Origin of the sequence: Klebsiella sp. 1SOBk5mer, assembly GCF_046603115.1 — a bacterium.
GTDB lineage: Bacteria > Pseudomonadota > Gammaproteobacteria > Enterobacterales > Enterobacteriaceae > Klebsiella > Klebsiella quasipneumoniae.
This window is the reverse complement of sequence record NZ_JBKIUU010000001.1, coordinates 160,140-185,527: the sequence shown is the minus strand read 5'-3', so window position 1 is coordinate 185,527 and position 25,388 is coordinate 160,140. Positions and strand designations below refer to the sequence as shown.

At 58.0% G+C, this 25,388-nt stretch carries 24 protein-coding genes; 8 read left to right on the top strand and 16 right to left on the bottom strand.

The window, feature by feature from the left end; genetic code table 11:
• Nucleotides 1-86 precede the first annotated feature (86 nt).
• Both ACLH1U_RS00905 and ACLH1U_RS00900 read right to left on the bottom strand, forming a co-directional pair.
• Nucleotides 87-746 carry a tellurite resistance TerB family protein gene (locus ACLH1U_RS00905; protein WP_048324838.1) on the bottom strand — a complete coding sequence of 220 codons (660 nt, stop codon included), beginning with the start codon at nucleotides 744-746 and terminating at the stop codon, nucleotides 87-89.
• A 149-nt stretch (nucleotides 747-895) separates the two neighbouring features.
• Entirely contained in the window at nucleotides 896-1,243 is a 348-nt protein-coding gene (locus ACLH1U_RS00900; protein ID WP_411298993.1) for a YebG family protein, read from the bottom strand.
• A 135-nt stretch (nucleotides 1,244-1,378) separates the two neighbouring features.
• On the opposite strand from ACLH1U_RS00900, the gene purT reads away from it, so the two are divergent.
• A complete protein-coding gene (gene purT, locus ACLH1U_RS00895) occupies nucleotides 1,379-2,557 on the top strand; it encodes a formate-dependent phosphoribosylglycinamide formyltransferase (protein WP_032453377.1) in 1,179 nt (392 codons plus the stop codon).
• A 56-nt stretch (nucleotides 2,558-2,613) separates the two neighbouring features.
• Here the strand turns inward: purT and ACLH1U_RS00890 are convergent, their stop codons facing one another.
• The 4 genes from ACLH1U_RS00890 to ACLH1U_RS00875 form a co-directional block, all read right to left on the bottom strand.
• Complete coding sequence (locus ACLH1U_RS00890; protein WP_002911423.1) at nucleotides 2,614-3,255, bottom strand: bifunctional 4-hydroxy-2-oxoglutarate aldolase/2-dehydro-3-deoxy-phosphogluconate aldolase; 642 nt, start codon at nucleotides 3,253-3,255, stop codon at nucleotides 2,614-2,616.
• A 38-nt stretch (nucleotides 3,256-3,293) separates the two neighbouring features.
• Nucleotides 3,294-5,105 (bottom strand): phosphogluconate dehydratase, encoded by a 1,812-nt coding sequence (edd, locus tag ACLH1U_RS00885; protein WP_023290242.1) that lies wholly within the window; start codon nucleotides 5,103-5,105, stop codon nucleotides 3,294-3,296.
• Between the two features lie 222 nt (nucleotides 5,106-5,327).
• Complete coding sequence (gene zwf / locus ACLH1U_RS00880) at nucleotides 5,328-6,803, bottom strand: glucose-6-phosphate dehydrogenase (protein ID WP_004203394.1); 1,476 nt, start codon at nucleotides 6,801-6,803, stop codon at nucleotides 5,328-5,330.
• Between the two features lie 10 nt (nucleotides 6,804-6,813).
• The gene (locus ACLH1U_RS00875) at nucleotides 6,814-6,963 is read right to left on the bottom strand and encodes a formate--tetrahydrofolate ligase (protein WP_237902561.1); all 150 of its coding nucleotides are present in this window, start codon (nucleotides 6,961-6,963) and stop codon (nucleotides 6,814-6,816) included.
• A gap of 159 nt (nucleotides 6,964-7,122) precedes the next feature.
• Here ACLH1U_RS00875 and ACLH1U_RS00870 point away from each other — a divergent pair, with 159 nt between their 5' ends.
• Both ACLH1U_RS00870 and pyk read left to right on the top strand, forming a co-directional pair.
• The gene (locus tag ACLH1U_RS00870) at nucleotides 7,123-8,028 is read left to right on the top strand and encodes a MurR/RpiR family transcriptional regulator (protein ID WP_072096624.1); all 906 of its coding nucleotides are present in this window, start codon (nucleotides 7,123-7,125) and stop codon (nucleotides 8,026-8,028) included.
• A gap of 125 nt (nucleotides 8,029-8,153) precedes the next feature.
• Nucleotides 8,154-9,596 (top strand): pyruvate kinase, encoded by a 1,443-nt coding sequence (gene pyk / locus ACLH1U_RS00865; protein ID WP_002911440.1) that lies wholly within the window; start codon nucleotides 8,154-8,156, stop codon nucleotides 9,594-9,596.
• A gap of 63 nt (nucleotides 9,597-9,659) precedes the next feature.
• Here pyk and ACLH1U_RS00860 read toward each other — a convergent pair whose 3' ends face one another.
• Nucleotides 9,660-10,994, bottom strand: a complete 1,335-nt coding sequence (locus tag ACLH1U_RS00860) for a 2-hydroxycarboxylate transporter family protein (RefSeq protein WP_194859647.1) — start codon at nucleotides 10,992-10,994, stop codon at nucleotides 9,660-9,662.
• Nucleotides 10,995-11,410: 416 nt separating this feature from the next.
• On the opposite strand from ACLH1U_RS00860, the gene ACLH1U_RS00855 reads away from it, so the two are divergent.
• From ACLH1U_RS00855 to dcuR, 3 genes are all read left to right on the top strand, one after another.
• Nucleotides 11,411-12,358: an AEC family transporter gene (locus ACLH1U_RS00855; protein ID WP_065805757.1), complete on the top strand. Its 948-nt coding sequence runs from the start codon at nucleotides 11,411-11,413 to the stop codon at nucleotides 12,356-12,358.
• 62 nt (nucleotides 12,359-12,420) lie between these two features.
• Nucleotides 12,421-14,106 carry an NAD-dependent malic enzyme gene (locus tag ACLH1U_RS00850; protein WP_048336017.1) on the top strand — a complete coding sequence of 562 codons (1,686 nt, stop codon included), beginning with the start codon at nucleotides 12,421-12,423 and terminating at the stop codon, nucleotides 14,104-14,106.
• Nucleotides 14,107-14,159: 53 nt separating this feature from the next.
• The gene (gene dcuR, locus ACLH1U_RS00845; protein WP_023290248.1) at nucleotides 14,160-14,876 is read left to right on the top strand and encodes a two-component system response regulator DcuR; all 717 of its coding nucleotides are present in this window, start codon (nucleotides 14,160-14,162) and stop codon (nucleotides 14,874-14,876) included.
• Between the two features lie 30 nt (nucleotides 14,877-14,906).
• Here dcuR and lpxM read toward each other — a convergent pair whose 3' ends face one another.
• The 3 genes from lpxM to znuA all read right to left on the bottom strand — a co-directional run bounded on the left by lpxM (nucleotide 14,907) and on the right by znuA (nucleotide 18,275).
• Entirely contained in the window at nucleotides 14,907-15,878 is a 972-nt protein-coding gene (lpxM, locus tag ACLH1U_RS00840; RefSeq protein WP_017900217.1) for a lauroyl-Kdo(2)-lipid IV(A) myristoyltransferase, read from the bottom strand.
• A 117-nt stretch (nucleotides 15,879-15,995) separates the two neighbouring features.
• Nucleotides 15,996-17,315, bottom strand: coding sequence for a murein DD-endopeptidase MepM (gene mepM / locus ACLH1U_RS00835; protein ID WP_023290249.1), 1,320 nt, complete (start codon nucleotides 17,313-17,315; stop codon nucleotides 15,996-15,998).
• 15 nt (nucleotides 17,316-17,330) lie between these two features.
• Nucleotides 17,331-18,275 (bottom strand): zinc ABC transporter substrate-binding protein ZnuA, encoded by a 945-nt coding sequence (gene znuA, locus ACLH1U_RS00830; RefSeq protein ID WP_048336020.1) that lies wholly within the window; start codon nucleotides 18,273-18,275, stop codon nucleotides 17,331-17,333.
• Nucleotides 18,276-18,386: 111 nt separating this feature from the next.
• On the opposite strand from znuA, the gene znuC reads away from it, so the two are divergent.
• Together znuC and znuB are read left to right on the top strand one after the other, a co-directional pair.
• The gene (gene znuC / locus ACLH1U_RS00825) at nucleotides 18,387-19,106 is read left to right on the top strand and encodes a zinc ABC transporter ATP-binding protein ZnuC (protein WP_411299121.1); all 720 of its coding nucleotides are present in this window, start codon (nucleotides 18,387-18,389) and stop codon (nucleotides 19,104-19,106) included.
• Nucleotides 19,106-19,891: a zinc ABC transporter permease subunit ZnuB gene (znuB, locus tag ACLH1U_RS00820; RefSeq protein WP_023290252.1), complete on the top strand. Its 786-nt coding sequence runs from the start codon at nucleotides 19,106-19,108 to the stop codon at nucleotides 19,889-19,891. The genes znuC and znuB overlap by 1 nt, the downstream gene beginning before the upstream one ends.
• Nucleotides 19,892-19,953: 62 nt before the next feature.
• Here znuB and ruvB read toward each other — a convergent pair whose 3' ends face one another.
• The 6 genes from ruvB to aspS form a co-directional block, all read right to left on the bottom strand.
• Nucleotides 19,954-20,964, bottom strand: a complete 1,011-nt coding sequence (gene ruvB / locus ACLH1U_RS00815) for a Holliday junction branch migration DNA helicase RuvB (RefSeq protein WP_004148860.1) — start codon at nucleotides 20,962-20,964, stop codon at nucleotides 19,954-19,956.
• Nucleotides 20,965-20,972: 8 nt separating this feature from the next.
• Complete coding sequence (ruvA, locus tag ACLH1U_RS00810) at nucleotides 20,973-21,584, bottom strand: Holliday junction branch migration protein RuvA (protein ID WP_002911454.1); 612 nt, start codon at nucleotides 21,582-21,584, stop codon at nucleotides 20,973-20,975.
• Between the two features lie 79 nt (nucleotides 21,585-21,663).
• A complete protein-coding gene (gene ruvC, locus ACLH1U_RS00805; RefSeq protein WP_004203412.1) occupies nucleotides 21,664-22,185 on the bottom strand; it encodes a crossover junction endodeoxyribonuclease RuvC in 522 nt (173 codons plus the stop codon).
• Between the two features lie 34 nt (nucleotides 22,186-22,219).
• Nucleotides 22,220-22,960 (bottom strand): YebC/PmpR family DNA-binding transcriptional regulator, encoded by a 741-nt coding sequence (locus ACLH1U_RS00800; RefSeq protein WP_002911459.1) that lies wholly within the window; start codon nucleotides 22,958-22,960, stop codon nucleotides 22,220-22,222.
• A gap of 27 nt (nucleotides 22,961-22,987) precedes the next feature.
• Nucleotides 22,988-23,431, bottom strand: a complete 444-nt coding sequence (nudB, locus tag ACLH1U_RS00795; protein ID WP_002911477.1) for a dihydroneopterin triphosphate diphosphatase — start codon at nucleotides 23,429-23,431, stop codon at nucleotides 22,988-22,990.
• 1 nt (nucleotide 23,432) lies between these two features.
• A complete protein-coding gene (aspS, locus tag ACLH1U_RS00790) occupies nucleotides 23,433-25,220 on the bottom strand; it encodes an aspartate--tRNA ligase (RefSeq protein ID WP_023290254.1) in 1,788 nt (595 codons plus the stop codon).
• Between the last annotated feature and the right edge of the window lie 168 nt (nucleotides 25,221-25,388).

The window sequence follows — 25,388 nt, the reverse complement described above, 5'->3', positions numbered from 1 at the left end:
CATTCAGGCCGCAGGGTGGCGCCTGAATGATGACGTGTCTATAAGGGTGGCAAAAGACGCGGGCGATGCAAGCGAAACGTGATAATTTAAACGCTTAGCGCCTGTTTTTGTGACTGGATATCCTGTTCGATGTCGGCCCGGACATCTTTTGGCAACGCCAGGGCCTCACCCAGGGCGTTGAGATAGCTGCGCTCCATAAAGTGGTCGATATCGATCACCGCGCAGCTGACGTAGTAGATCTCCAGCGCCTCCTGCGGGTCAACGATGCCCTCGGCGAGACGCTGCGGATCCAGCGGCTGAGCCAGCGCCTGGTCGATCAGCACCCGGGCCTGAACGTCAATATTGGCCTCCCGAAGCTGGGCTTCAATCTTCGCCCGCTCGTGATCGTCGATATGCCCATCGCTTTTGGCGGCAAACACCAGGGCGGTGATCAGCCGCACGCTGCGCGGATCGACATCCGCCGGCGCCGCAGCCGTCTCTGGTGTCGGGGCGGGCGCGTTCTGAGCGCGCATTTTCTGCTGATACTTGTTCCACAACACGGTACCCGCCACTGCCCCGCCGCCAGCCAGCAGCGCGCTGGTGCCATATTTCGCCAGCAGCTTGCGTGACGATTTGCTGGCCACCAACAGCCCTGCCAGCCCGCCAATGGCGCCGGGTAGCAGGGCGCTCCCTTTTGACGATTCGCCGGACGGCGACGCGCCCTGCTGTCCGAGCAGCGACTGCAGTTGATTTAGCCAGTTAGCCATGGTTTTCCTCTCAGGTGACAAACACTGTTATCAGCCTAAACGACGCGATGTCAGGAAATGTTAGATATGGCTAAAGATGCGCAAAGGTGCGCGCGGCGGCGGTACCGGGTTCAGCCGACCAACCGACCAACCCGCCAGCCCGCCAGCCATCAGGCCGCTTTGGCTTTCCGCGTTTTGGCAGCCGGCGCGGCGGCATCTTCCGCCGGGGTAGCCTCTGCGTCCGTTGACGGCGCGGGCGCATCGTGCGCAGTCGCATCCTGCTCCGGCAGTTTGCTGGCGCGCAGGATATGCTGCAGCGCCTCTTTACGCTCCGCCAGCCACATCGCCATGGTATCGCGCTGGGCATCGTCCATTTCCAGCGGCGATGCTACCAGCCAGTCATTCAGCACCTCTGCCAGATCGAGCATTTTGTCGTAAGCGTCGGCCTCTTTTTTGCTGGCAAAAGACATTTTTTCCTCACCTTCGCGGATCACCACATATTTAATTTCAACCGCCATGCTGCAGCCTCTCGATACTGTATTTTTATACAGTATAACAAATTTCCCTTCCGGACTCAACTCACGCGCGTAAAGACAGACGCAAACGTTTTCGTTTATAATCGACCGCATCTTTTTTTACTGCGGAAGAGAGTTATGACTGTATTAGGCACCGCGCTGCGCCCGGCAGCCACCAAAGTTATGCTGTTAGGCTCCGGCGAGCTGGGTAAAGAAGTCGCCATTGAATGTCAGCGTCTGGGCATTGAAACTATCGCCGTCGACCGCTACCCCGATGCCCCGGCGATGCAGGTAGCCCACCGCGCCCACGTCATCAATATGCTGCACGGCGAGAGCCTGCGCGCGCTGATCGAACAGGAAAAACCTGATTACATCGTGCCGGAGATCGAAGCTATCGCCACCGATACCCTGGTCGAACTGGAGCAGGCCGGGCAGAAAGTGGTCCCCACGGCGCGGGCAGCGAAGCTCACCATGAACCGCGAAGGTATTCGCCGTCTGGCGGCAGAAGAGCTGCAGCTCCCCACCTCCAGCTACCGTTTCGCCGACAGTGAAGACGCCTTCCGCGCGGCGGTCGCGGAGATCGGCTTGCCGTGCATCGTCAAACCGGTGATGAGCTCCTCCGGTAAAGGCCAGAGCTTTATCCGCTCGGCTGACCAGCTCAGCGAAGCCTGGCGCTACGCCCAGCAGGGCGGCCGCGCCGGCGCCGGGCGGGTGATCGTCGAAGGGGTGGTGAATTTCGACTTTGAAATCACCCTGCTCACCGTCAGCGCCGTCGATGGCGTGCATTTCTGCGCCCCGGTCGGCCATCGTCAGGAAGATGGCGATTATCGTGAATCCTGGCAGCCGCAGCAGATGAGCGACCTGGCCCTTGAACGCGCTCAGGATATCGCCCGTAAGGTAGTGCTGGCGCTGGGGGGGCATGGCCTGTTCGGCGTGGAGCTGTTCGTTTGCGGCGACGAGGTGATCTTCAGCGAAGTCTCCCCGCGCCCGCACGACACCGGAATGGTGACGCTTATTTCGCAGGATCTCTCGGAATTCGCTCTGCACGTTCGCGCCTTTCTTGGGCTGCCCGTCGGCGCCATCCGCCAGTATGGCCCAGCCGCTTCCGCGGTGATCCTTCCGCAGCTGACCAGCCAGAACGTCAGCTTCGGCCAGCTGCAGTCGGCCGTCGGAGCTGGCCTGCAGCTGCGTCTGTTCGGCAAGCCGGAGATTGACGGCACCCGTCGTCTGGGGGTGACCCTCGCCGTCGCCGATTCAGTGGAAGAGGCCGTAGCGCGGGCTAAAACCGCCGCCGCGGCGGTTATCGTCGAAGGGTAAAAACAAAAAACCCGGTCGCGTTGCCGCTGACCGGGTTGTTGACCTTGAGGCGCGGTTTACTTCGCGCCTTCCACCGCTTCACGCGCCAGGGTGGTGATGCGATCGTAGTCGCCAGCTTCCAGGGCGTCGGCCGGCACCAGCCAGGAACCACCGATGCACAGCACGCTGTTCAGCGCCAGGTAATCACGGTAGTTGGCCGGGGAGATACCGCCGGTCGGGCAGAAACGAATGTGACCGAACGGACCAGCAATCGCCTGCAGCGCTTTCACGCCGCCGTTGGCTTCCGCCGGGAAGAATTTAAACTCTTTCAGACCGTACTGCATGCCCAGCATCAGCTCGGAGACGGTGCTGATCCCCGGGATCAGCGGAATAGTGCCGTCTTCGGTCGCCGCTTTCAGCAGAGATTCGGTCAGCCCCGGGCTGATAGCGAACTGCGCGCCGGCTTCTGTTACCGCTTTCAGCTGCTCGACGTTGGTGACGGTGCCCGCGCCGACAATCGCGTCCGGCACTTCTTTAGCAATCGCGCGGATCGCCTCCAGGGCGCACTCGGTGCGCAGAGTCACTTCCAGGACGCGCACGCCGCCCGCGACCAGCGCTTTCGCCATCGGTACCGCGTGTTCCAGCTTTTTCACTACGATAACCGGGACAACCGGACCGGAGGTGAGGATTGCTTCTGCTGTTGTTTTCCAGTTTTTCATCAGGATTTTCTCTCGCCAGATCTAGAAATTAAATCGTCTTAAAAAGTGATGCAGGTTGCGCCCTGCTCCGCGCCAGAGAGCTTCTCACGCAGCGCCCCAAACATCTCCCGACCGGTTCCTACGCGCGACGCGCTGAGGTCAGGGATATGCGGCTGACGCGCCGCCAGTTCGGCATCGTCCACCAGCAGCGTCAGTTCCCCCGTCTGCCCGTTCACGCGAATAAGATCGCCATCGCGCACTTTCGCCAGCAACCCACCATCATAGGCTTCAGGCGTGACGTGGATGGCTGACGGGACTTTACCGGAGGCGCCAGAGAGTCGGCCATCGGTCACCAGCGCTATTTTGAAACGGCGGTCCAATAATACACCAAGTGGCGGCATAAGTTTATGTAATTCTGGCATCCCGTTCGCTTTTGGCCCCTGATGACGGACCACCACCACGCAGTCTTTGTCCAGCAGACCCGCTTCAAAGGCCGGCAACACGTCGTGCTGGCTCTCGAACACCACCGCCGGCGCTTCAATCACCTGGTTCTCTACCGGGACTGCCGAGGTTTTCATGACCGCACGGCCGAGGTTACCGCTCAGCACCTTGGTGCCGCCGTGACGGGAGAACGGTTTCTCGAACGTCGCGATGACCTGATCGTCAAGCGGCGCCGTCGCGCCTTCCCGCCAGTCCAGCTCGCCGTTGTTGAGCCACGGCTCGAGGGTGTAGCGCGACAGGCCGAAGCCGGCGACAGTGTGAACGTCCTCATGCAGCAGGCCGCCTTTCAGCAGCTCGCGCACCAGAACCGGAACGCCGCCCGCCGCCTGGAAATGGTTGATATCCGCCGGGCCGTTGGGGTAGAGGCGCGCCAGCAGCGGCACCACGTCTGACAGGTCGGAGAAATCATCCCAGTTAATGATGATGCCCGCCGCGCGGGCCATCGCCACCAGGTGCATGGTGTGGTTGGTGGAACCGCCGGTCGCCAGCAGCGCCACAATGCCGTTGACCACCACTTTTTCGTCAAACATTTTGCCCAACGGCATCCACTCGTTGCCATTGCCGGTCATGCGGGTGACCTGGCGCGCGGCGGCGGCGGTCAGCGCTTCCCGCAGCGGGGCATCCGGATGGACGAAGGACGATCCCGGCAGCTGCATGCCCATAAACTCCACCACCATCTGGTTGGTGTTCGCCGTACCGTAGAACGTACAGGTCCCCGGAGCGTGGTAAGAAGCGGCTTCGGACTCCAGCAGCGCCATGCGGTCAACTTTGCCCTCAGCGTATAGCTGGCGAATGCGAACCTTCTCTTTATTAGGCAGGCCGCTGGCCATCGGACCGGAGGGAATAAAGACCGACGGCAGGTGGCCGAATGAGAGCGCCGCCATGGTCAGTCCGGGCACAATTTTATCGCATACGCCGAGATACAGCGCGCCATCGAACATGTTATGCGACAGGCCGATGGCCGCGGACATGGCGATCACTTCGCGACTCAGGAGAGAGAGCTCCATGCCGTCCTGTCCCTGGGTCACGCCGTCGCACATCGCCGGCACGCCGCCGGCCACCTGGCCGACCGCATTGGCGCTGTGCAGCGCTTTGCGAATGATATCCGGGTAGTGTTCGTAGGGCTGATGCGCGGACAACATATCGTTGTAGGAGGTGATGATGGCGATGTTGTTGCGCAACATGCTTTTCAGGGAGGCTTTGTCGTCGGCCTGACAGGCCGCGAAACCGTGAGCCAGATTGCCGCAGGCCAGTTGCGCACGATGCACGGTGTCGGTTTTGGCCTGGTTAATCCTTGCGAGGTAAGCCGCGCGGGTATCACGCGACCGTTCGATAATGCGATTTGTTACCCGTAACATTGTCGAATTCATAAAGGCTCCTCAAAATTTTATCTGTCCGGCCGCTGCGAGATGACGTGTTTTGGTGCCCGAAGCCACCAACACCAGCGCTCAGGGGCAAAATGTCTGCAGGCAGTGTAATAAAAAAAGCCCCGTGGGTGAATCCTCACGGGGCTTAAAAGATTAAAAAGCGTGCGACTTTCTGCGTCAGATCATGTTACCGGTAAAATAACCCTGACGGATAAGACCGCGAGCTTACTCGAACTCGTTCCACGAGCGACCATCGCGGGTGATCATGGCCACCGAGGCCACGGGTCCCCAGGTCCCGGCCTGATACGGTTTCGGCGCATCGCGGTCGGCTGCCCAGGCTTCTGTGATGGAGTCCACCCACTTCCACGCCTCTTCCACTTCATCACGGCGGACGAACAGCGCCTGGATACCGCGCATGGTCTCCAGCAGCAGACGTTCATAGGCATCGGCCAGATGCGTCTGGTTGAAGGTTTCGGAGTAGCTCAGATCCAGCTTGGTGATCTGCAGGTTATGCTTGTGGTCGAGGCCCGGCACTTTGTTCAGGACCTGGATATCCACCCCTTCGTCCGGCTGCAGACGAATGGTCAGCTTGTTCTGCGGCAGCTCCTGCCAGGTCTCTTTAAACAGGTTCAGCTCCGGCGTTTTGAAATAAACCACCACTTCGGAACATTTGGTCGGCAGACGTTTGCCGGTGCGCAGATAGAACGGTACGCCAGCCCAGCGCCAGTTATCGATATCAACGCGGATCGCCACGAAGGTTTCGGTGTTGCTGGTTTTGTTCGCCCCCTCTTCTTCGAGGTAGCCTGGCACTTTTTTGCCCTGGGCAAAGCCGGCGGTGTACTGGCCGCGAACGGTTTTCTCGCGCACGTTGGAGCGGTCAATACGGCGCAGGGATTTCAGCACTTTAACCTTTTCATCACGGATGCTGTCGGCGCTGAGATCGGACGGCGGCGACATGGCAATCATGCACAGGATCTGCAGCAGGTGGTTCTGGATCATGTCGCGCATCTGTCCGGCCTGGTCGAAGTACCCCCAGCGCCCTTCAATGCCTACCTCTTCCGCGACGGTGATTTCCACATGATCGATGGTACGGCAGTCCCAGTTATTGACGAACAGGGAGTTGGCAAAGCGCAGCGCCAGCAGGTTGAGCACCGTCTCTTTTCCGAGGTAGTGGTCGATACGGTAGACCTGGCACTCTTCAAAAAACTCGCCGACCTGATCGTTGATTTCCCGCGAGGTTTCCAGCGAGGTGCCCAGCGGTTTTTCCATGACCACGCGCGCAGGCTTGGCATTGAGCTTCGCTTCGCCCAGACCTTTACAGATGGCGCCAAAGGTGCTCGGCGGCATGGCGAAATAGTTGATGGTGACGCGATTCTTTTGGTCCAGCATGTCGCCCAGGCGGGTGAAGCCGCTGGTGTCATTGACGTCAAGATTACAGAACTCCAGGCGTCCGCTCAGGGAATCCCACAAACCTTCATCAATTTTTTCCTTCATGAAGGTTTCCAGCGCTTCGCGCACCACTTTGGTGTAAGCCGCTTTATCCCAGTCGGCACGGCCGACGCCAATGATCCGGGTGTCGGCGTGGATCTGGCCCGCCTTTTCAAGCTGATACAGGGAAGGCAACAATTTACGCCGCGCCAGGTCGCCCTTCGCGCCGAAAATGACCAGGTCGCATGCCTGGGCCGTTTGCGTTACCGCCATGTCATTCTCCTCAGTTGATAGTCTGGTGCTTTTGCCAGGCTATATTTGTAATTTTCTTACACTGCACTGTACTGTGTTTACGTATTTCCCGAAAGCCTTCCCCTCCGTTTGCGGCGGGAAAACCGCACAGGGTGAAAACATTCGGCGATGATTTGGACATCTGGCTGATATTGTTCGTTGTTTGTACCTGTTTCAGGTCAGTAAAATACGACTCTGATCATGTAATGAAAAAAAACAACATTTTTTCCCGTCATTCCTCACCGCTTGCGCTTGCGGAGGGGTATATTCTTGCTAAAACGCCCGATGATTTCACCCATTAATGAAATCGTTTCCATTGATGAGCGCCCTGTTACTAATGAACATGCTGGAAAAAATCCAGTCCCGACTGGAACACCTTAGCAAATCTGAACGCAAAGTGGCGGAAGTGATCCTTGCCACCCCCGCGCAGGCCATTCATTCGAGCATCGCCGCCCTCGCTCTTGAGGCCGGGGTGAGCGAACCGACCGTCAATCGCTTTTGCCGCAGTCTCGAAACCCGCGGCTTTCCTGACTTCAAACTGCATCTCGCCCAGAGCCTTGCGCACGGCACACTCTATGTTAACCGCAATGTTGATGAAGACGACAGCGTTGAGTCATACACGGGAAAAATATTTGAATCGGCCATGGCGAGTTTAGATCAGGTCCATCATTCTCTCGACATGTCGGCAGTGAATCGCGCGGTGGATCTCCTGACTCAGGCCAAAAAAATCGCCTTTTTCGGCCTGGGCTCTTCGGCGGCGGTCGCTCATGACGCGATGAACAAATTTTTCCGCTTTAACGTGCCGGTCATCTATTCCGACGACATTGTCCTGCAACGCATGAGCTGTATGAATTGCGATGACGATGATGTGGTGGTGATTATCTCGCATACCGGAAGGACCAAGAGCCTGGTGGAGCTGGCGCAGCTGGCCCGTGAAAACGATGCCATGGTGATCGCCCTCACCTCCCCCGGCTCGCCGCTGGCCCGGGAAGCCACGCTGGCCATTACCCTGGATGTGCCGGAAGATACCGACATCTATATGCCAATGGTCTCGCGTCTGGCCCAGTTGACCGTCATTGACGTGCTGGCGACTGGCTTTACCCTGCGCCGGGGAGCAAAATTCAGAGATAACTTGAAGAGGGTCAAGGAAGCGCTGAAGGAATCGCGTTTTGATAAAGAACCGTTCGTACCCAGTGATAATCAATAAAAGTTGATAACAAGCAGTACCCCATTACACCTTCGATAACGATCCGGCTGTGCGACGTTGCAGGCTGGCGCTACCGAATCCATGTTCACGCAACACCAAAGTTGTATCAGTCAACGGAGTATTACATGTCCAGAAGGCTTCGCAGAACCAAAATCGTTACTACCTTAGGCCCGGCAACTGACCGCGATAACAACCTGGAAAAAGTTATCGCCGCGGGCGCAAACGTAGTGCGTATGAACTTCTCTCACGGCACCCCGGAAGATCATCAGCTCCGTGCCGATAAAGTGCGTGAGATTGCGGCAAAACTGGGCCGTCACGTAGCCATCCTCGGCGACCTCCAGGGACCAAAAATTCGCGTATCGACCTTTAAAGAAGGCAAAATTTTCCTCAACGTCGGCGACAAATTCCTGCTCGACGCCAACCTCGGCAAGGGCGAAGGCGACAAAGAGAAAGTCGGAATCGACTATAAAGGCCTGCCGGCGGACGTCGTGCCCGGCGATATCCTGCTGCTCGACGATGGTCGCGTGCAGCTGAAAGTCCTCGAAGTTCAGGGGATGAAAGTGTTCACCGAAGTGACCGTCGGCGGCCCGTTGTCCAACAACAAAGGGATTAACAAGCTGGGCGGCGGCCTGTCTGCCGAAGCGCTGACTGACAAAGACAAGGCCGATATCGTCACCGCCGCTAAAATTGGCGTCGACTATCTCGCCGTCTCCTTCCCGCGCTGCGGCGAAGACCTGAACTACGCCCGTCGCCTGGCGCGCGATGCCGGTTGCGATGCGAAAATCGTCGCCAAAGTCGAGCGTGCGGAAGCCGTCTGCGACCAGGACGCCATGGACGACGTGATCCTCGCCTCCGATGTGGTGATGGTTGCCCGCGGTGACCTCGGCGTCGAAATCGGCGATCCGGAGCTGGTGGGCATCCAGAAAGCGCTGATTCGTCGTGCGCGTCAGCTGAACCGTTCCGTCATCACCGCCACCCAGATGATGGAGTCGATGATCACCAACCCGATGCCGACCCGTGCGGAAGTCATGGACGTGGCCAACGCCGTGCTGGATGGTACCGATGCGGTGATGCTCTCCGCGGAAACCGCTGCCGGTCAGTACCCGTCGGAAACCGTGGCCGCGATGGCGCGCGTCTGTCTGGGCGCCGAAAAAATCCCGAGCCTCAACGTCTCCAAACACCGTCTGGACGTCCAGTTCGACAACGTGGAAGAAGCGATTGCCATGTCGGCGATGTATGCCGCCAACCACCTGAAAGGCATCACGGCCATCATCACCATGACCGAATCGGGCCGTACCGCGCTGATGACCTCGCGCATCAGCTCCGGTCTGCCGATTTTCGCCCTGTCCCGCCACGAGCGCACCCTGAACCTGACCGCCCTCTACCGCGGGGTGACGCCGGTGTTCTTCGACAGCCAGAATGACGGGGTGGCCGCTGCGCACGATGCCGTCAATCTGCTGCGGGACAAAGGCTACCTGGTCTCCGGCGATCTGGTGGTCGTTACCCAGGGTGACGTGATGAGCACCATCGGCAGCACCAACACCACGCGTATCCTCACCGTCGAGTAAGCCTCGGTCTCTACCTGCCAGCGCTACGGCTGGCAGGTATTTTTTTGCCCAACGCCCGGCAGGCTACACCATCCAGCTCAGCAATAGCGTCGCAGCGATCACCGTCGACGCCCCACCGATACGCGTCGCAATCTGTGCAAACGGCATCAATCCCATGCGGTTTGAGGCCGAGAGAATGGCGACATCCCCCGTTCCGCCCAGCCCGCTGTGGCAGCTGGTAACGATGGCGGCTTCCACAGGATACATATTAAGACGTGAAGCGATAAAGAACCCACTCAGCGCCATGGCAATGACAATGGAGCCGCACACCACGACGTAGCCAACGGAGAAGACCGAGACCACGCTCTCCAGCGGTACATACAGCATGCCCAGGCCGATCATCAGCGGCCACACCAGCGCGGCGGAGACGAACTTGTAGCAACTGTGCGCCCCCAGCTCCATCGCCGCCGGGATAACTTTTGTATATTTGCAGAATACCGCCGCCAGAATCATCAGAACCGGCCCCGGAATATGCACCACCTTCTCCAGCAGACCGCCGATGATGAAAAAGGCGCAAATCATCAGCAACCCGGCGCCCATGAGTTGAAAATCGGTGGGCTGCGTACTCTGATTCTGCGCAAAGACGCTATTATCTTCATGGCTGCGGATCAGCATCCCGTTGCCGGACAGCGCCGGGCGACGAGCGCCCATGCGGGCCAGAAAGCCGGCGCAGATAATGGCGAAGATGTTACCCACCACCGCCGCCGGCGCCAGTTGAGCCACGTAGGCATCTGGCGCCTGTCCGAGGATCGCCGAATAAGCCAGCGACAACGGCAGGATCCCTTCGCCGATGCCGCCGCCGATAATCGGCACAATGATAAAGAAGAAGCTGTGATACATACTGTAGCCGAATAAGCTGCCCACCAGCAGGCCGGTTATGATTGCCGCGCCGGTTCCGACCACCAACGGGACAAACATGCGCACCATCCCCTGGATCAGAATCGTGCGGTTCATGCCAAGGATACTGCCGACCACCAGGCAGGCGATGACGAAATAGAGGAGATTGGCCTCCTTCATCAGCAAATGCACGGTATCGAGCGTATGCGCTTCAAATACGCCAAAGTAGACCAGCACTGAGGGCGTCATCAGACACAAAATCGCCGGACCGCCAATATCTTTTAACACCGGCACCATGCGGCCAATTTTCGCCAGTGCGAACCCCAGGGTCATGATGACCGCCAGCCCGCCAATCATGTTTTTTGGCAACAACCCCGCGCCAGCGGAGAGCGCCACTATCGCGGCGATACCTATAAACAGCGTTAACGGCACGGCGCCGACTTCGATATTGGCGAAAAGTCGAGTCGCTTGCCCGTTCGGCAACGTTTTATCTATCGGGTGGTTGAGTGAATTATTTTTCATATTTTTACCTGAATAATAAGGAGGTCACGTAGGGTCAGGATGCAATATTAAAATCGCGCAGCACTATGAACTAAAAAGCACTAAACGCCGTATCAACTAAATACACCGAAACGGTAGCACAGGACTTTAAAACTAAAAACGACAACCGTATTAACGCTGCCGGCTTTGTGACTGAGCCATAAAGTTTATTTTAAGTAATTTAATTTATTATCGCGAAGCTAAAGTTATCGCCAGCTAAAATAATGAACTCTGTTAATACAACGCAATGATTTAATAATCTTTTCTCTATTTGTAAGTAAAGTAGCCAAGGCGAAATTATTTAAAGCCAGATGACTGTGATGGCTATCACCTTTTAAATATTAGGGGATCGTTAGATTGGCAGCACAACAACCCGATAATATATGTCAGGACATTTTATGCCTTCACTGCTCTTGCAATCTCTTTTCCCGTTGGTATTTATCATGCTGCTCGGATGGCTTAGCGGCAAACTCGGCTATACCCGCCGTGAGGACGCCTCCGTTCTTGCCACGGTGGTTATCCGCTTTGCCCTTCCTTTTCATCTTTTTATCGGCGCATTACATACCAGCCCGGATAAAATAAAAAACTTCACCTTTATGGCGGTGCTGGTTATTGGTCTGATGGGGTCGTATTTTCTTACGCTACTGATCTCGCGCTACGTTTTTCGTCATGATATTAAAACCAGCGCGATTCAGTCGCTGGTTTGCGCCTTCCCCGATATGGCCTACTTTGGCGCCCCCGTGCTGGCGGTGCTGATAGGTCCGGAGGGCTTTCTCGGGGTGCTTATCGGAAACCTGGTGACCAGCGTGTTGATGATCCCTCTGACCATCATCCTGATCCGCATGGGAGACCAGCCCGGAGACGCTGAGGCTCCCCAGCTCCACGCCGGGCGGTTGATCCTGCAAAACCTGCTTAACGCCGTGCGAAATCCCATTGTCTGGATCCCCATTTTCGGGGTGCTGCTCAGCCTGGCCGGGATCCAGCTGCCGCCTCTGCTCAGCGTGCCCGTCGAAATGGTGGGTAAAATCGCCGGCGGTCTGTCACTGTTCGCCCTTGGGCTGCTGTTTTACGGTGAACGTCCGACGGTCAATATTCAAACCTGCACCAACATTAGTATTAAAAACCTGATCCAGCCGGCCATGATGGCGCTGGCCGGGCTGGCCTTTGGGCTCAGTCATTCCCTGATGCAACAGGTTATTGTCATTGGCGCGACGCCTTCCGCTATCGCGGCGGGGATGTTTGCCCTGCGCAGCGATACCTATATTGAACCCGCCTCATCTTCTATTTTGCTGGGCACCGCCATCGGCGTAGTCACCGAAGGCGTCATGATTTATCTCATTTCGTAATCACAGAAATTAAACGCCAAGACATCAGGCAATGTTTTAATTTGATATTCAGGAGTCATGTAATGTTAGCCACAGAAACCTTATACACCCCCTATAACGGTGCTGTCCTGCTGGAAAACCCGTTATTAAATAAAGGCCTCGCATTTACGGAAAGCGAACGCGCAGCGTTTAATCTTCAGGGACTGTTACCGCACAATGTGGAAACCATTGAGGAACAAACCGAGCGCGCATGGGGCCAGTTTTGTCAGTTCAAAAAAAGCATTTCGCGCCATATTTATCTCAGAAATATTCAGGACACAAACGAGACGTTATTCTATAACCTGCTGCGCAGTCATATGAAAGAGACGCTGCCCATTATTTATACCCCGACGGTGGGTGAAGCGTGCGAACACTTTTCAGAAATATATCGCCGGGGACGCGGCCTGTTCATCTCCTGGCCCAACCGTCACCATATTGACGAGATGCTGCAGGGGTTTTCCCGCAACGATATCAAAGTCATCGTGGTAACCGATGGCGAGCGTATTCTGGGGCTGGGCGACCAGGGGATCGGCGGTATGGGGATCCCCATTGGCAAACTCTCGTTATATACCGCCTGCGGGGGCATTCACCCGGCATCAACGCTGCCCATTATGTTAGATGTCGGTACCAACAATCCGCAACATCTGGAGGATCCGCTGTATATGGGCTGGCGACATCCGCGCATCAGCGATGAGCAGTACCTGGAGTTTATGGACATGTTTGTCCATGCCATTCAGCAGCGCTGGCCGACTGTCTTGCTCCAGTTTGAAGATTTTGCCCAAAAGAATGCCACGCGACTGCTCAACCGCTATCGACACCAGCTGTGCTGTTTTAACGATGATATTCAGGGAACCGCCGCCGTGACCTCGGGAACCCTGATCGCCGCCGCCGCCGCCGCCGGGACGTCGCTCCGCGACCAGCGGGTGGTTTTCCTTGGCGGCGGTTCGGCCGGATGCGGCATTGCGGAAAAAATCATTGCGCTGATGGTGGATGATGGGCTCTCAGAAACGGAAGCACGTCGCCGCATCTTTATGGTTGACCGCTTTGGTCTGCTGACTGATGAGATGCCTAATCTGCTCAATTTTCAGCGCGAGCTGGTCACCCCCCGAGCCAGTATCGCCCACTGGGATACCGAGGCGGCCCAGCTGTCGCTGATGGATGTCGTACGCAACGTCCACCCTACCGTGCTGATCGGCGTGTCAGGCCAGCCGGGGCTGTTTAGCGAAGAGATAGTGAAAGAGATGCATCGGCACTGCCCGCGTCCGATTATTATGCCGCTCTCTAACCCCACCTCCCGAGCCGAGGCCCAGCCGAAGGATCTGCTGGAGTGGACCCGGGGTAGCGCGCTCATCGCCACCGGCAGCCCGTTCGACCCAGTCTTCTATGACGGCAAAACCTACGACATTGCCCAGTGCAACAACGCCTATATTTTCCCCGGTCTGGGGCTGGGGATCCTTGCCAGTAAAGCCGAGCGCGTCACCGAAGCAATGCTTATCACCTGCAGTAAAACGCTGGCCGCCCACTCGCCTCTGGCGACCCGCGAAACCGGCGGTTTACTGCCGCCGGTGGAAGAGATCGAGATGATCTCACGGGCTATTGCCGCAGAGGTCGCCCGCGCGGCTCAACTCGACGGCGTAGCGCCGCAGATTGACGAGGCGCAGCTGGCGGCGAATATCGATAAAACCTTCTGGCGAGCGCGCTACACCGCGTATAAACGTTCGTCATTGTGATCGCTCATCTCGCGGGAAGCCGGCTGGCTTCCCGCCACTCGGGGGAACCACCCATGTTCAATGTGCTGATTGTCGATGATGATCCTATGGTGGCCGAACTGAACCGGTTGTTTATCAGCCAGGTAGCGGATTTTCACTGCTGCGGAGTCGCGGCGACGATCGCCGATGCCAACGCGATGCTGAGCCATCTGGCGCCGATCGATCTGCTGCTGCTGGATGTCTATATGCAACAGGAGAGCGGCCTGGACCTGCTGCCGGCGCTTCGCGCTGATGGGCGGAATATTGATGTCATCATGATGACGTCCGCCGCCGATGCGCTCACCGTGCAGACGGCGCTGCGCTATGGCGTGGTTGATTACCTGATTAAACCGTTTCAGTTTCCGCGCTTTGAGGAAGCCCTGCGAACCTGGCGCAATAAACGCGATGCGAAGCAAGCGAAATCCTGCTACGCCCAAGCGGATATCGACACCCTGCTACGCCGCGGGGTTCAACAACAGGACGGCCCCCGCCGCTTGCCGAAAGGGCTGACGCCGCAAACGCTTCGCCTGGTGTGCCGGTGGATAATCGCTCATCAGGCGCGAGATTTTTCAACCAATGAGCTGGCGGCGGCACTGCAGATCTCCAGAGTTTCATGCCGCAAATACCTGATTTGGCTGGAGCAGATCAACGTGCTCTTCACCAGCAATCACTACGGTATCACCGGCCGACCGGAGTATCGTTACCGGCTTGCGGCTGAGAACATGATGTTGCTGACGCAATATAGCCAGTGAGCCGGGAATGCCCACTGGCGCGCCTGCAGACTACTTCTTAGGGTACAGCTCTTTGCGTTTGTAGGGCTCGATTTCACCCGGCTTGCGCGTCTTCAGCAACTTCAGGATCCAGGTGTACTGCTCGGTGTGCGGCGTAACAAACACCTCCACCTCTTCGTTCATCCGCCGGGCGATCGTTGTATCGTCAGCGTCCAGCAGATCGTCCATCGGCGGGCGCACCAGCACCGTCAGGCGATGCGTTTTGCCATCGTAGACCGGGAACAGCGGAACGACGCGGGCGCGGCATACCTTCATTAAACGGCCAATCGCCGGCAGCGTGGCCTTATAGGTCGCGAAGAAATCCACAAACTCGCTGTGCTCGGCGCCGTGATCCTGATCGGGGAGATAGTAGCCCCAGTAACCCTGGCGCACCGACTGAATAAACGGTTTGATCCCGTCGTTGCGCGCGTGCATCCTTCCGCCAAAACGACGACGTACGGTATTCCACACGTAATCGAAGACCGGGTTACCCTGGTTGTGGAACATCGCCGCCATCTTCTGCCCGCCGGAAGCCATCAGCATCGCCGGGATATCCACGCCCCATGCGTGCGGGACGAGGAAAATCACCTTTTCATTATTGCGCTGCAACTCGTCGATGATCGCTTTACCCTGCCAGTCGACGCGGGCGAGAATTTTCTGCGGATCGCGCAGGCCCAGCTCGGCCATCATCACCATCGCCTGCGGCGCCGAGGCGTACATGGCGTCGATGATCGCTTCCCGCTCATGCTCGCTTTTTTCCGGGAAGCAATACAGCAAATTAATCTGCGCCCGGCGGCGCGAGCTTTTCGCCAGACGCCCGACCAGACGACCGAGTTTGCCGAGAAGCGGATCGCGAAAGGAAGGCGGCGTCAGCGCAATACCGGCGAAGGCAAAGACCCCCAGCCAGGCGCCCCAGTAGCGCGGCAGTAAAAAAGATTTTTCAAACTTAGGGATAAACTCAATATTATTTTTTTTCGTTTCCATGCCCAATCCGCAGATCGACTGCTTAATCAAGATAATGGGATAGTGTAGCGAGACGTTGGGTATCCTACAAAATAAAAAGCCGGCGCCCTGGGGCACCGGCTTTCCACTGACCGGTGGTTAGTCAAACCGCAGCTGCGGAACGACCTCTTTGACCTGCGCCAGATAATCGGTACGGTCGGAACCGCTCAGCCCTTCGGTACGCGGCAGTTTCGCCGTCAGCGGGTTGACCGCCTGCTGGTTGATCCACACTTCGTAGTGCAGGTGCGGCCCGGTTGAGCGTCCGGTATTCCCCGACAGCGCAATACGATCCCCGCGCTTCACTTTCTGCCCCGGCTTCACCAGCAGCTTACGCAGGTGCATGTAGCGAGTGGTATAGGTACGGCCGTGGCGGATGGCCACGTAATACCCGGCGGCGCCGCTACGCTTGGCCACCACCACTTCGCCATCACCCACCGCCAGCACCGGCGTTCCCTGCGGCATCGCGAAATCGACGCCACGGTGCGGCGCGACGCGCCCGGTGACCGGGTTCAGACGACGCGGGTTAAAGTTAGAGGAGACGCGGAACTGACGCGCCGTCGGGAAGCGCATAAAGCCTTTCGCCAGCCCCGTCCCGTTGCGGTCGTAGAATTTTCCGTCTTCGGCACGGATGGCAAAGTAGTCCTTCCCGTCAGAACGCAGACGCACGCCAAGCAGCTGGCTTTGCTCGCGTTTGCCGTCAAGCATTTCGCGCGACATCAATACCGAGAACTCATCGCCTTTCTTCAGCTTACGGAAATCCATCTGCCACTGCATGGCCTTGATCACCGCGCTGATTTCCGTGCTGGTCAGCCCGGCATCGCGCGCGCTGGAGACAAAGCTGGCGCCGACGGTGCCTTTCAGCACGCTGTTGACCCAGTCGCCTTTCTGCAGCTCGCTGCTCATTTTAAAGCCGTTAGCCACGCGGGTGTAGGTGCGGGTTTCGCGGCGGGACATCTCCCAGGTCAGACTCTGCAGATCGCCGTCGGCGGTCAGGGTCCAGGAGAGCTGCTGGCCAATCTTCAGATTACGCAACTCTTTATCGGCGGAGGAGAGCTGGGCGATATCACCCATATCGATACCGTACTGGTTCAGGATGCTGCTGAGGGTATCGCCGGTCGACACCACGTATTCGTGCCCGCCGGCATCGCTATCGGCTTTTTCGTCGAGTTCATCCTGAGGAATGGCTTCTTCTTCCTGCGGGGCCTGGTCGATCGGCTCGGAGGCTTCCGGCAGCAGGGAGCGGATCTCGCTTTTTTCCAGTTCAATGGTTCTGACGATGGGGGCGGATTCCGGGTGGTAAATGTAGGGTCGCCAGACGGCGACCGCTAAGGTAAGAACGCTAAGCGACCCCAGCATGACGCGATGAGGTCGTGGCAGATTGTTAAATGCCTGAGTGACAGCGCGGGCTATCTGTTGCACGTATTCACTTCCTCGTTAATCTCCTTTCAGGCAGCTCGAATACTGATTCGCCAGCTGGGTGAGGAATTGCGGGTAACTCGCTTTACCCAGCTTAATTCCGCTACCCAGTGGATCCAGGGTCCCCATGCGCACAGACGTGCCCCGGGCAACAGCTTCGATAACCGCTGGCCTGAACTGTGGCTCAGCAAAAACGCAAGTGGCTTTCTGCTCAACCAGTTGTGTTCTGATTTCGTGTAAACGCTGCGCACCGGGCTGTATTTCAGGGTTGACGGTAAAATGCCCCAGCGAGGTCAAACCGTAGTGTTTTTCAAAGTAACCGTAGGCGTCATGAAAAACGAAATAGCCCTTTCCTTTCAGCGGTGCCAGCTCATTGCTAACCTGCTTGTCGGTCGCCGCCAGCGCGGCCTCGAACTGCTGCAGGTTGCTGTCGAGTTTGGCTCGACTCTGCGGCATAAGTTCCAATAATTTATCGTGGATTGCAACCGCCGAAAGCCGCGCTATCTCTGGGGATAACCACAGATGCATATTGTAGATACCGTGATGGTGATCGCCGTCACTTTTTTCCGCTGCGCCATGGTCATGACCATGATGATCGTCATCGTCGTCAGCGCCGGTCATCAGCAGCGGTTTGACCCCATCCAGCTCTGCGATAGTCACCTTTTTATTCGCCGCAATGCTTTGCGTCGACCTATCCATAAAGGCTTCCATTTCCGGACCGATCCACACCACTAAGTCTGCGTTCTGTAAGCGTTTTACATCGGAAGGACGGAGAGAATAATCATGCTCGGAGGCGCCATCGGGCAGCAGCACCTGGGTGTCGGTAACCCCATCGGCGATAGCCGCCGCGATAAAGCCCAGCGGTTTCATGGAAGTCACCACGGCGGCACTGGCCTGCGGTACCTGTGCGAACAAAAAAACAGCGCCAAGTCCAGCGCAAAGAAGCGTATTTTTATGTAACATAATGCGTCTAGTCATCGAAACGAGTGAGTGTGATGTGATATTATAACATTCACTAGCTTGTGCAACCCCTAAATGATTATGACAAACCTTGTAACGCTGGAAAATGTCTCGGTGGCCTTTGGCCAACGCCGCGTGCTGGCTGACATCTCGCTGGCTCTCACGCCAGGCAAAATATTGACCCTGCTGGGCCCCAACGGCGCCGGCAAATCGACGCTTGTGCGGGTGGTTCTGGGGCTGGTAGCACCGACAGAGGGTGTTATCAAGCGCGAAGAACGCCTGCGGATCGGCTATGTGCCGCAGAAACTGCATCTCGACGCCACGCTGCCGCTGACCGTCAGCCGCTTCCTGCGTTTGCGTCCGGGCACCCGCAAAGACGACATCCTGCCCGCGCTGAAGCGCGTGCAGGCCGGGCATCTGATCGACGCCCCGATGCAAAAACTTTCCGGCGGAGAAACCCAGCGCGTGCTGTTGGCCCGCGCCCTGCTCAATCGCCCGCAGCTGCTGGTGCTGGATGAACCGACCCAGGGCGTCGACGTCAATGGCCAGGTTGCGCTCTACGATCTTATCGACCAGCTGCGCCATGAGCTGGACTGCGCGGTGCTGATGGTCTCCCACGACCTGCATCTGGTCATGGCCAAAACCGACGAGGTATTGTGCCTGAACCAGCATATCTGCTGCTCCGGCGCACCAGAGGTCGTCTCAATGCATCCGGAGTTTATCTCCATGTTCGGCCCGCGCGGCGCGGAACAGCTGGGGATCTACCGCCATCACCATAATCACCGCCACGATCTTCAGGGGCGAATTGTACTGCGTCGGGGAAACAGCCGCTAATGATTGAACTTTTGTTACCTGGCTGGCTGGCCGGGATGATGCTGGCCTGCGCCGCCGGCCCGCTGGGCTCCTTTGTGGTCTGGCGCCGTATGTCCTATTTCGGCGACACGCTGGCGCATGCCTCGCTGCTCGGCGTCGCTTTCGGTTTACTGCTGAACGTCAATCCGTTTTATGCGGTGATCGCCGTCACCCTGCTGCTGGCCGGCGGGCTGGTATGGCTGGAAAAACGGCCGCATCTGGCGATCGATACCCTGCTGGGCATCATGGCGCACAGCGCGCTCTCCCTGGGGCTGGTGGTGGTCAGTCTGATGTCTAACGTCCGCGTCGATCTGATGGCGTACCTGTTCGGCGATCTGCTGGCGGTCACCCCGCAGGACCTGATCGCCATTGCCATGGGCGTGGTGATTGTGATTGGCATTCTGCTCTGGCAGTGGCGGAATCTGCTGGCGATGACCATCAGTCCGGACCTGGCGTTTGTCGATGGCGTGAAGCTGCAGCGGGTCAAGCTGCTGTTGATGCTGGTCACCGCCCTGACTATCGGCGTGGCGATGAAGTTCGTCGGGGCGCTGATCATCACTTCCCTGCTCATAATCCCGGCCGCCACCGCCCGCCGTTTTGCCCGCACGCCGGAGCAGATGGCCGCCGTGGCGGTGGGCGTGGGCATGCTGGCCGTCACCGGCGGGTTAACCTTCTCGGCTTTCTACGACACGCCGGCCGGTCCATCGGTGGTGCTGTGCGCCGCGGCGCTGTTTATTCTCAGCATGACGAAAAAAGCCGCCAGCTAAAAATGAAAAACCCGGTCGCGCTGCTGACCGGGTCTCCCGATGAACGACACATCCGTAGCGAACTACGGCATCTCCGGCGGCGTAATCCCGAAATGATTCCAGGCGCGCACCGTCGCCATTCTTCCCCGCGGCGTACGCTGCAGAAAACCCTGCTGAATTAAGTAGGGCTCCAGCACATCTTCAATGGTTTCCCGCTCTTCGCCAATCGCGGCGGCGAGGTTATCCAGCCCCACCGGTCCGCCGAAGAACTTATCTATCACCGCCAGCAGCAGCTTGCGGTCCATATAGTCGAACCCTTCCGCATCGACGTTGAGCATATCCAGCGCCTGGGCGGCAATGTCGGCGGAGATAGTGCCGTCGTGGCGCACTTCCGCGAAGTCACGCACCCTACGCAGCAGACGGTTGGCAATACGCGGCGTGCCGCGTGAACGGCGGGCCACTTCCAGCGCGCCCTCGTCGCTCATCTCCAGCCCCATATGGCGGGCGCTGCGGCTGACAATATGCTGCAGATCGGGGATCTGATAGAACTCCAGACGCTGCACGATGCCAAAGCGGTCGCGCAGCGGCGAAGTCAATGAACCGGCCCGGGTGGTGGCGCCGATCAGGGTAAACGGCGGCAGGTCGATTTTAATCGAGCGCGCCGCCGGACCTTCGCCAATCATGATATCCAGCTGGTAATCTTCCATTGCCGGATAGAGCACCTCTTCCACCACCGGCGAGAGGCGATGGATCTCATCGATAAACAGCACATCATGCGGTTCAAGGTTGGTGAGCATCGCGGCGAGATCGCCCGCTTTCTCCAGCACCGGGCCGGAGGTGGTACGCAGATTCACCCCCATTTCATTGGCGACGATATTGGCCAGGGTGGTTTTCCCCAACCCTGGCGGGCCAAAAATCAGCAGGTGATCGAGGGCGTCACCGCGCAGCTTCGCCGCCTGGATAAAAATCTCCATCTGCGAACGCACCTGCGGCTGGCCGACATACTCTGCCAGCAATTTTGGGCGGATGGCGCGGTCAGCGGCCTCTTCGAAGCCGCTGCTGTCGGCCGATACCAGCCGGTCTGCTTCAATCATCCCTTACCTCACAACGCGGCGCGCAGCGCTTCGCGGATTAGCGTTTCACTGTTGGCGTCCGGACGCGCGATCTTGCTGACCATCCGGCTGGCCTCCTGCGGTTTATAGCCCAGCGCGACCAGCGCGGCAACCGCTTCCTGCTCGGCATCGTCCGCCGTCGGGCCTGCCGGTGAGGTCAGTACCAGATCGGCGGCCGGGGTGAACAGATCGCCGTGCAGCCCTTTGAAGCGGTCTTTCATCTCAACGATCAGGCGTTCAGCGGTTTTTTTGCCAATCCCCGGCAGCTTAACCAGCGAGGCGACCTCTTCCCGCTCAACGGCGTTGACGAACTGCTGCGCCGACATGCCGGAGAGGATCGCCAGCGCCAGCTTTGGCCCTACGCCGTTGGTTTTGATCAGTTCTTTAAACAGGGTACGCTCCTGTTTGTTGTTAAACCCATACAGCAGCTGGGCATCTTCACGCACCACAAAGTGGGTGAAGACAATCGCCTCCTGCCCGGCCTCTGGCAGCTCATAGAAGCAGGTCATTGGCATGTGCACTTCATAGCCGACGCCCGCCGTTTCCAGCAACACCAGCGGGGGTTGTTTTTCGAGAATGATGCCTCTGAGTCTGCCTATCACGTGGGGCTCCTGCGTTATGGTCTAAGTATCTGGCGGTATCATAAAAAAAGGCTGGATAGATATCCAGCCTGATTTGCGATTATCGTAAGCGCCCTCGCGCCAGATTGAGCCGGGTCTCGCTGATCTGCGCGGCATTCTGGCTGACATGGCAATGGGTGATGGCGATCGCCAGCGCATCCGCCGCATCCGCTTGCGGATTGGCAGGCAGCTTGAGCAGGGTGCGCACCATGTGCTGGACCTGACTCTTTTCAGCGCTGCCGATGCCGACAACCGTCTGCTTAACCTGGCGGGCGGCATATTCAAACACCGGTAACGACTGATTGGTCGCCGCCACGATCGCCACCCCGCGCGCCTGCCCGAGCTTTAACGCCGAGTCGGCATTCTTGGCCATAAAGACCTGCTCAATGGCGAAAAAGTCAGGCTGGAACTGGGTGATGATCTCCGTCACTCCGGCGTAGATCAGCTTCAGCCGCGACGGCAAATCGTCCACTTTGGTGCGGATACAGCCGCTGCCAAGGTAGCTCAGCTGCCGGCCAACCTGACGGATCACGCCATAACCGGTAACGCGCGACCCCGGGTCAATGCCGAGAATAATAGCCATCACGCGCCTCCGGTTAACCGTGGATGCGACTGCATCACAGGGTGGCTGCGACCTCGTCGGAGATCTCGCCGTTATGGTACACTTCCTGCACGTCGTCGCAGTCTTCGAGCATATCGATCAGACGCAGCAGCTTCGGCGCCGTCTCGGCATCCATATCCGCTTTGGTGGACGGGATCATCGAGACTTCGGCAGCGTCGGCTTTCAGGCCAGCGGCTTCCAGCGCGTCGCGCACGGCGCCCATCTCTTCCCAGGCGGTGTAGACGTCGATCGCGCCGTCGTCATAGGTCACCACGTCTTCAGCGCCAGCTTCCAGCGCCGCTTCCATGATGGTGTCTTCATCGCCTTTCTCAAAGGAGATGACGCCTTTTTTGCTGAACAGGTAGGAGACGGAACCGTCGGTGCCGAGGTTACCACCGGTTTTAGTGAAGGCGTGACGCACTTCCGCAACGGTACGGTTACGGTTGTCGGACAGACATTCCACCATCACCGCGGTGCCGCCAGGGCCATAGCCTTCATAAATGATGGTTTCCATGTTCGCGTCTTCATCGCCGCCGACGCCGCGCGCGATGGCGCGGTTCAGGGTGTCGCGGGTCATGTTGTTAGACAGCGCTTTATCCACCGCCGCACGCAGACGCGGGTTGGACGCCGGATCGCCGCCGCCCAGACGCGCTGCGGTAACCAGTTCGCGAATGATTTTCGTAAAGATTTTACCGCGCTTGGCATCCTGTGCCGCTTTGCGGTGTTTGGTGTTGGCCCATTTACTATGACCTGCCATAAAAAACTCTCCAAAAAGCGCGCCCTTTCAGGCGGCGTTAATTACAAATTCTTCAATCGCCTGCCGGTTGCTCCACGACTTGGTCAGCGCAGCGGCTTCCGTCGCGCTGACCCAGCGGTAGGCCAGATGTTCGGTAAAGGTAATTTCCCGCTCATGAGGCAGCGCAAGACAGAACCAAAATTCCGTATTACGCTCCACTCCCGGCGCATAGCGATGACGCAAATGAGAAAATATCTCGAACTCCACCGTGCGCTGACAGTCGATTAAGGTCAGTTGCTCGCAGGCAACGTCAATGGCGACCTCTTCCTTTACTTCACGCGCGGCGGCCTGCAGCGCGGTCTCTCCTGCTTCCAGGCTGCCGGTAACCGACTGCCAGAACGCGGGATCGTCGCGCCGCTGCAACATCAGCACCCGTTTGGTATCTTCGGCGTAAATCACCACCAGCACCGAAACGGGCAGCTTAAATGACATATTACTTGTTCTCCAGAGACGCTTTTGCCTCTTTCTCCACAACCTGAATACCCAGTTCACTGAGCGCCGCCGGATTGGCGAAGCTTGGCGCTTCGGTCATCAGGCAGGCGGCCGCGGTGGTTTTCGGGAAAGCGATAACGTCGCGGATGTTATCGGTGCCGGTCAGCAGCATGGTCAGACGGTCAAGACCGAACGCCAGGCCCGCATGCGGCGGGGTACCGTATTTCAGCGCATCGAGCAGGAAGCCGAATTTCTCACGCTGTTCCTGTTCGTTAATGCCCAGAATACCAAATACCGTCTGCTGCATGTCGCCGCGGTGGATACGCACCGAACCGCCGCCGACTTCATAACCGTTAATGACCATATCGTAGGCGTTGGCCACGGCCTCTTCCGGCGCAGCTTTCAGCTCGTCCGCCGTCATATCTTTCGGCGAGGTGAACGGATGGTGCATCGCCGTCAGGCCGCCTTCGCCGTCGTCTTCGAACATCGGGAAGTCGATCACCCACAGCGGCGCCCATTTGCTCTCGTCAGTCAGGCTCAGATCTTTACCCAGCTTCAGACGCAGCGCGCCCAGCGCGTCGGCCACCACTTTCTTGTTGTCGGCGCCGAAGAAGATCATGTCTCCGTCCTGCGCGCCGGTGCGGTCGAGGATCGCTTCCACGATTTCAGCGGTCAGGAATTTGGCCACCGGGCTGTTGATCCCATCCATGCCTTTGGCACGTTCGGTCACTTTAATATAGGCCAGCCCTTTCGCGCCGTAGATCTTGACAAAGTTGCCGTATTCGTCAATCAGCTTGCGGGTCAGAGAAGCCCCGCCCGGCACGCGCAGCGCCGCCACGCGCCCTTTCGGATCGTTGGCCGGGCCGGCAAAGACCGCGAACTCCACTGATTTCAGCAGGTCAGCGACGTCCACCAGCTCCATCGGGTTACGCAGGTCCGGTTTATCGGAGCCGTAGCGACGTTCGGCTTCGGCGAAGGTCATGATCGGGAAGTCGCCCAGATCGACGCCTTTAATCTCCAGCCACAGCTGACGCACCATCGCTTCCATGATCTCACGCACCTGCGGCGCGGTCATAAAGGAGGTTTCCACGTCGATCTGGGTAAATTCAGGCTGACGGTCGGCACGCAGGTCTTCATCGCGGAAGCATTTGACGATCTGATAGTAGCGGTCGAAGCCGGACATCATCAGCAGCTGTTTGAACAGTTGCGGCGACTGCGGCAGCGCGTAGAATTTGCCTTTATGCACGCGGGAAGGCACGAGGTAATCGCGGGCGCCTTCCGGGGTGGCTTTGGTCAGCATCGGGGTTTCGATGTCGAGGAAGCCATGGTCATCCATAAAGCGGCGCACAAAGCTGGTGATTTTCGCGCGGGTTTTCAGACGCTGCGCCATTTCCGGACGACGCAGGTCGAGGTAGCGGTATTTCAGACGCGCTTCTTCGGTGTTGACGTGATTGGAGTCCAGCGGCAGCGATTCTGAGCGGTTAATGATCGTCAGATCGGAAGCCAGCACTTCGATAGCGCCGGTGGCCATGTCCGCGTTGATGTTTTTCTCTTCACGCGCGCGAACGGTGCCAGTGACCTGAATGCAGAACTCATTACGCAGTTCAGAGGCTAACTTCAACGCATCCGCACGATCCGGATCGAAAAACACCTGAACGATGCCTTCGCGGTCGCGCATATCGATAAAAATGAGGCTACCGAGATCGCGACGGCGGTTGACCCAACCACACAGAGTCACCTGCTGCCCAACGTGGGACTGTCGAAGCTGTCCGCAATATTCTGTACGCATGAGATATCCCTTAACTTAGCCGTCGGCGGATTGTCGTCTGCCCTGCAGGCGACGAGGTCGCAGCTTTAGCTGATGTCACAACTGAATGAAAAAAGGCGGCTATTATACTGGAAATTCTGTCGTTCGATAAGTCCGACGCACGATGTACGCTGCTTTGCTGCGCGCTTA

Coding starts and splice junctions, on each gene's coding strand:
- ruvB (WP_004148860.1), bottom strand. CDS start 20,964: ATGATTGAAGCAGACCGGCTGGTATCGGCCGACAGCAGCGGCTTCGAA.
- ACLH1U_RS00875 (WP_237902561.1), bottom strand. CDS start 6,963: ATGTCCAAATCATCGCCGAATGTTTTCACCCTGTGCGGTTTTCCCGCC.
- ACLH1U_RS00905 (WP_048324838.1), bottom strand. CDS start 746: ATGGCTAACTGGCTAAATCAACTGCAGTCGCTGCTCGGACAGCAGGGC.
- purT (WP_032453377.1), top strand. CDS start 1,379: ATGACTGTATTAGGCACCGCGCTGCGCCCGGCAGCCACCAAAGTTATG.
- ACLH1U_RS00855 (WP_065805757.1), top strand. CDS start 11,411: ATGCCTTCACTGCTCTTGCAATCTCTTTTCCCGTTGGTATTTATCATG.
- edd (WP_023290242.1), bottom strand. CDS start 5,105: ATGAATTCGACAATGTTACGGGTAACAAATCGCATTATCGAACGGTCG.
- dcuR (WP_023290248.1), top strand. CDS start 14,160: ATGTTCAATGTGCTGATTGTCGATGATGATCCTATGGTGGCCGAACTG.
- ACLH1U_RS00850 (WP_048336017.1), top strand. CDS start 12,421: ATGTTAGCCACAGAAACCTTATACACCCCCTATAACGGTGCTGTCCTG.
- ACLH1U_RS00900 (WP_411298993.1), bottom strand. CDS start 1,243: ATGGCGGTTGAAATTAAATATGTGGTGATCCGCGAAGGTGAGGAAAAA.
- ACLH1U_RS00800 (WP_002911459.1), bottom strand. CDS start 22,960: ATGGCAGGTCATAGTAAATGGGCCAACACCAAACACCGCAAAGCGGCA.
- ruvC (WP_004203412.1), bottom strand. CDS start 22,185: ATGGCTATTATTCTCGGCATTGACCCGGGGTCGCGCGTTACCGGTTAT.
- znuB (WP_023290252.1), top strand. CDS start 19,106: ATGATTGAACTTTTGTTACCTGGCTGGCTGGCCGGGATGATGCTGGCC.
- lpxM (WP_017900217.1), bottom strand. CDS start 15,878: ATGGAAACGAAAAAAAATAATATTGAGTTTATCCCTAAGTTTGAAAAA.
- zwf (WP_004203394.1), bottom strand. CDS start 6,803: ATGGCGGTAACGCAAACGGCCCAGGCATGCGACCTGGTCATTTTCGGC.
- ACLH1U_RS00870 (WP_072096624.1), top strand. CDS start 7,123: ATGAAATCGTTTCCATTGATGAGCGCCCTGTTACTAATGAACATGCTG.
- ACLH1U_RS00890 (WP_002911423.1), bottom strand. CDS start 3,255: ATGAAAAACTGGAAAACAACAGCAGAAGCAATCCTCACCTCCGGTCCG.
- nudB (WP_002911477.1), bottom strand. CDS start 23,431: ATGTCATTTAAGCTGCCCGTTTCGGTGCTGGTGGTGATTTACGCCGAA.
- znuA (WP_048336020.1), bottom strand. CDS start 18,275: ATGTTACATAAAAATACGCTTCTTTGCGCTGGACTTGGCGCTGTTTTT.
- ACLH1U_RS00860 (WP_194859647.1), bottom strand. CDS start 10,994: ATGAAAAATAATTCACTCAACCACCCGATAGATAAAACGTTGCCGAAC.
- aspS (WP_023290254.1), bottom strand. CDS start 25,220: ATGCGTACAGAATATTGCGGACAGCTTCGACAGTCCCACGTTGGGCAG.
- pyk (WP_002911440.1), top strand. CDS start 8,154: ATGTCCAGAAGGCTTCGCAGAACCAAAATCGTTACTACCTTAGGCCCG.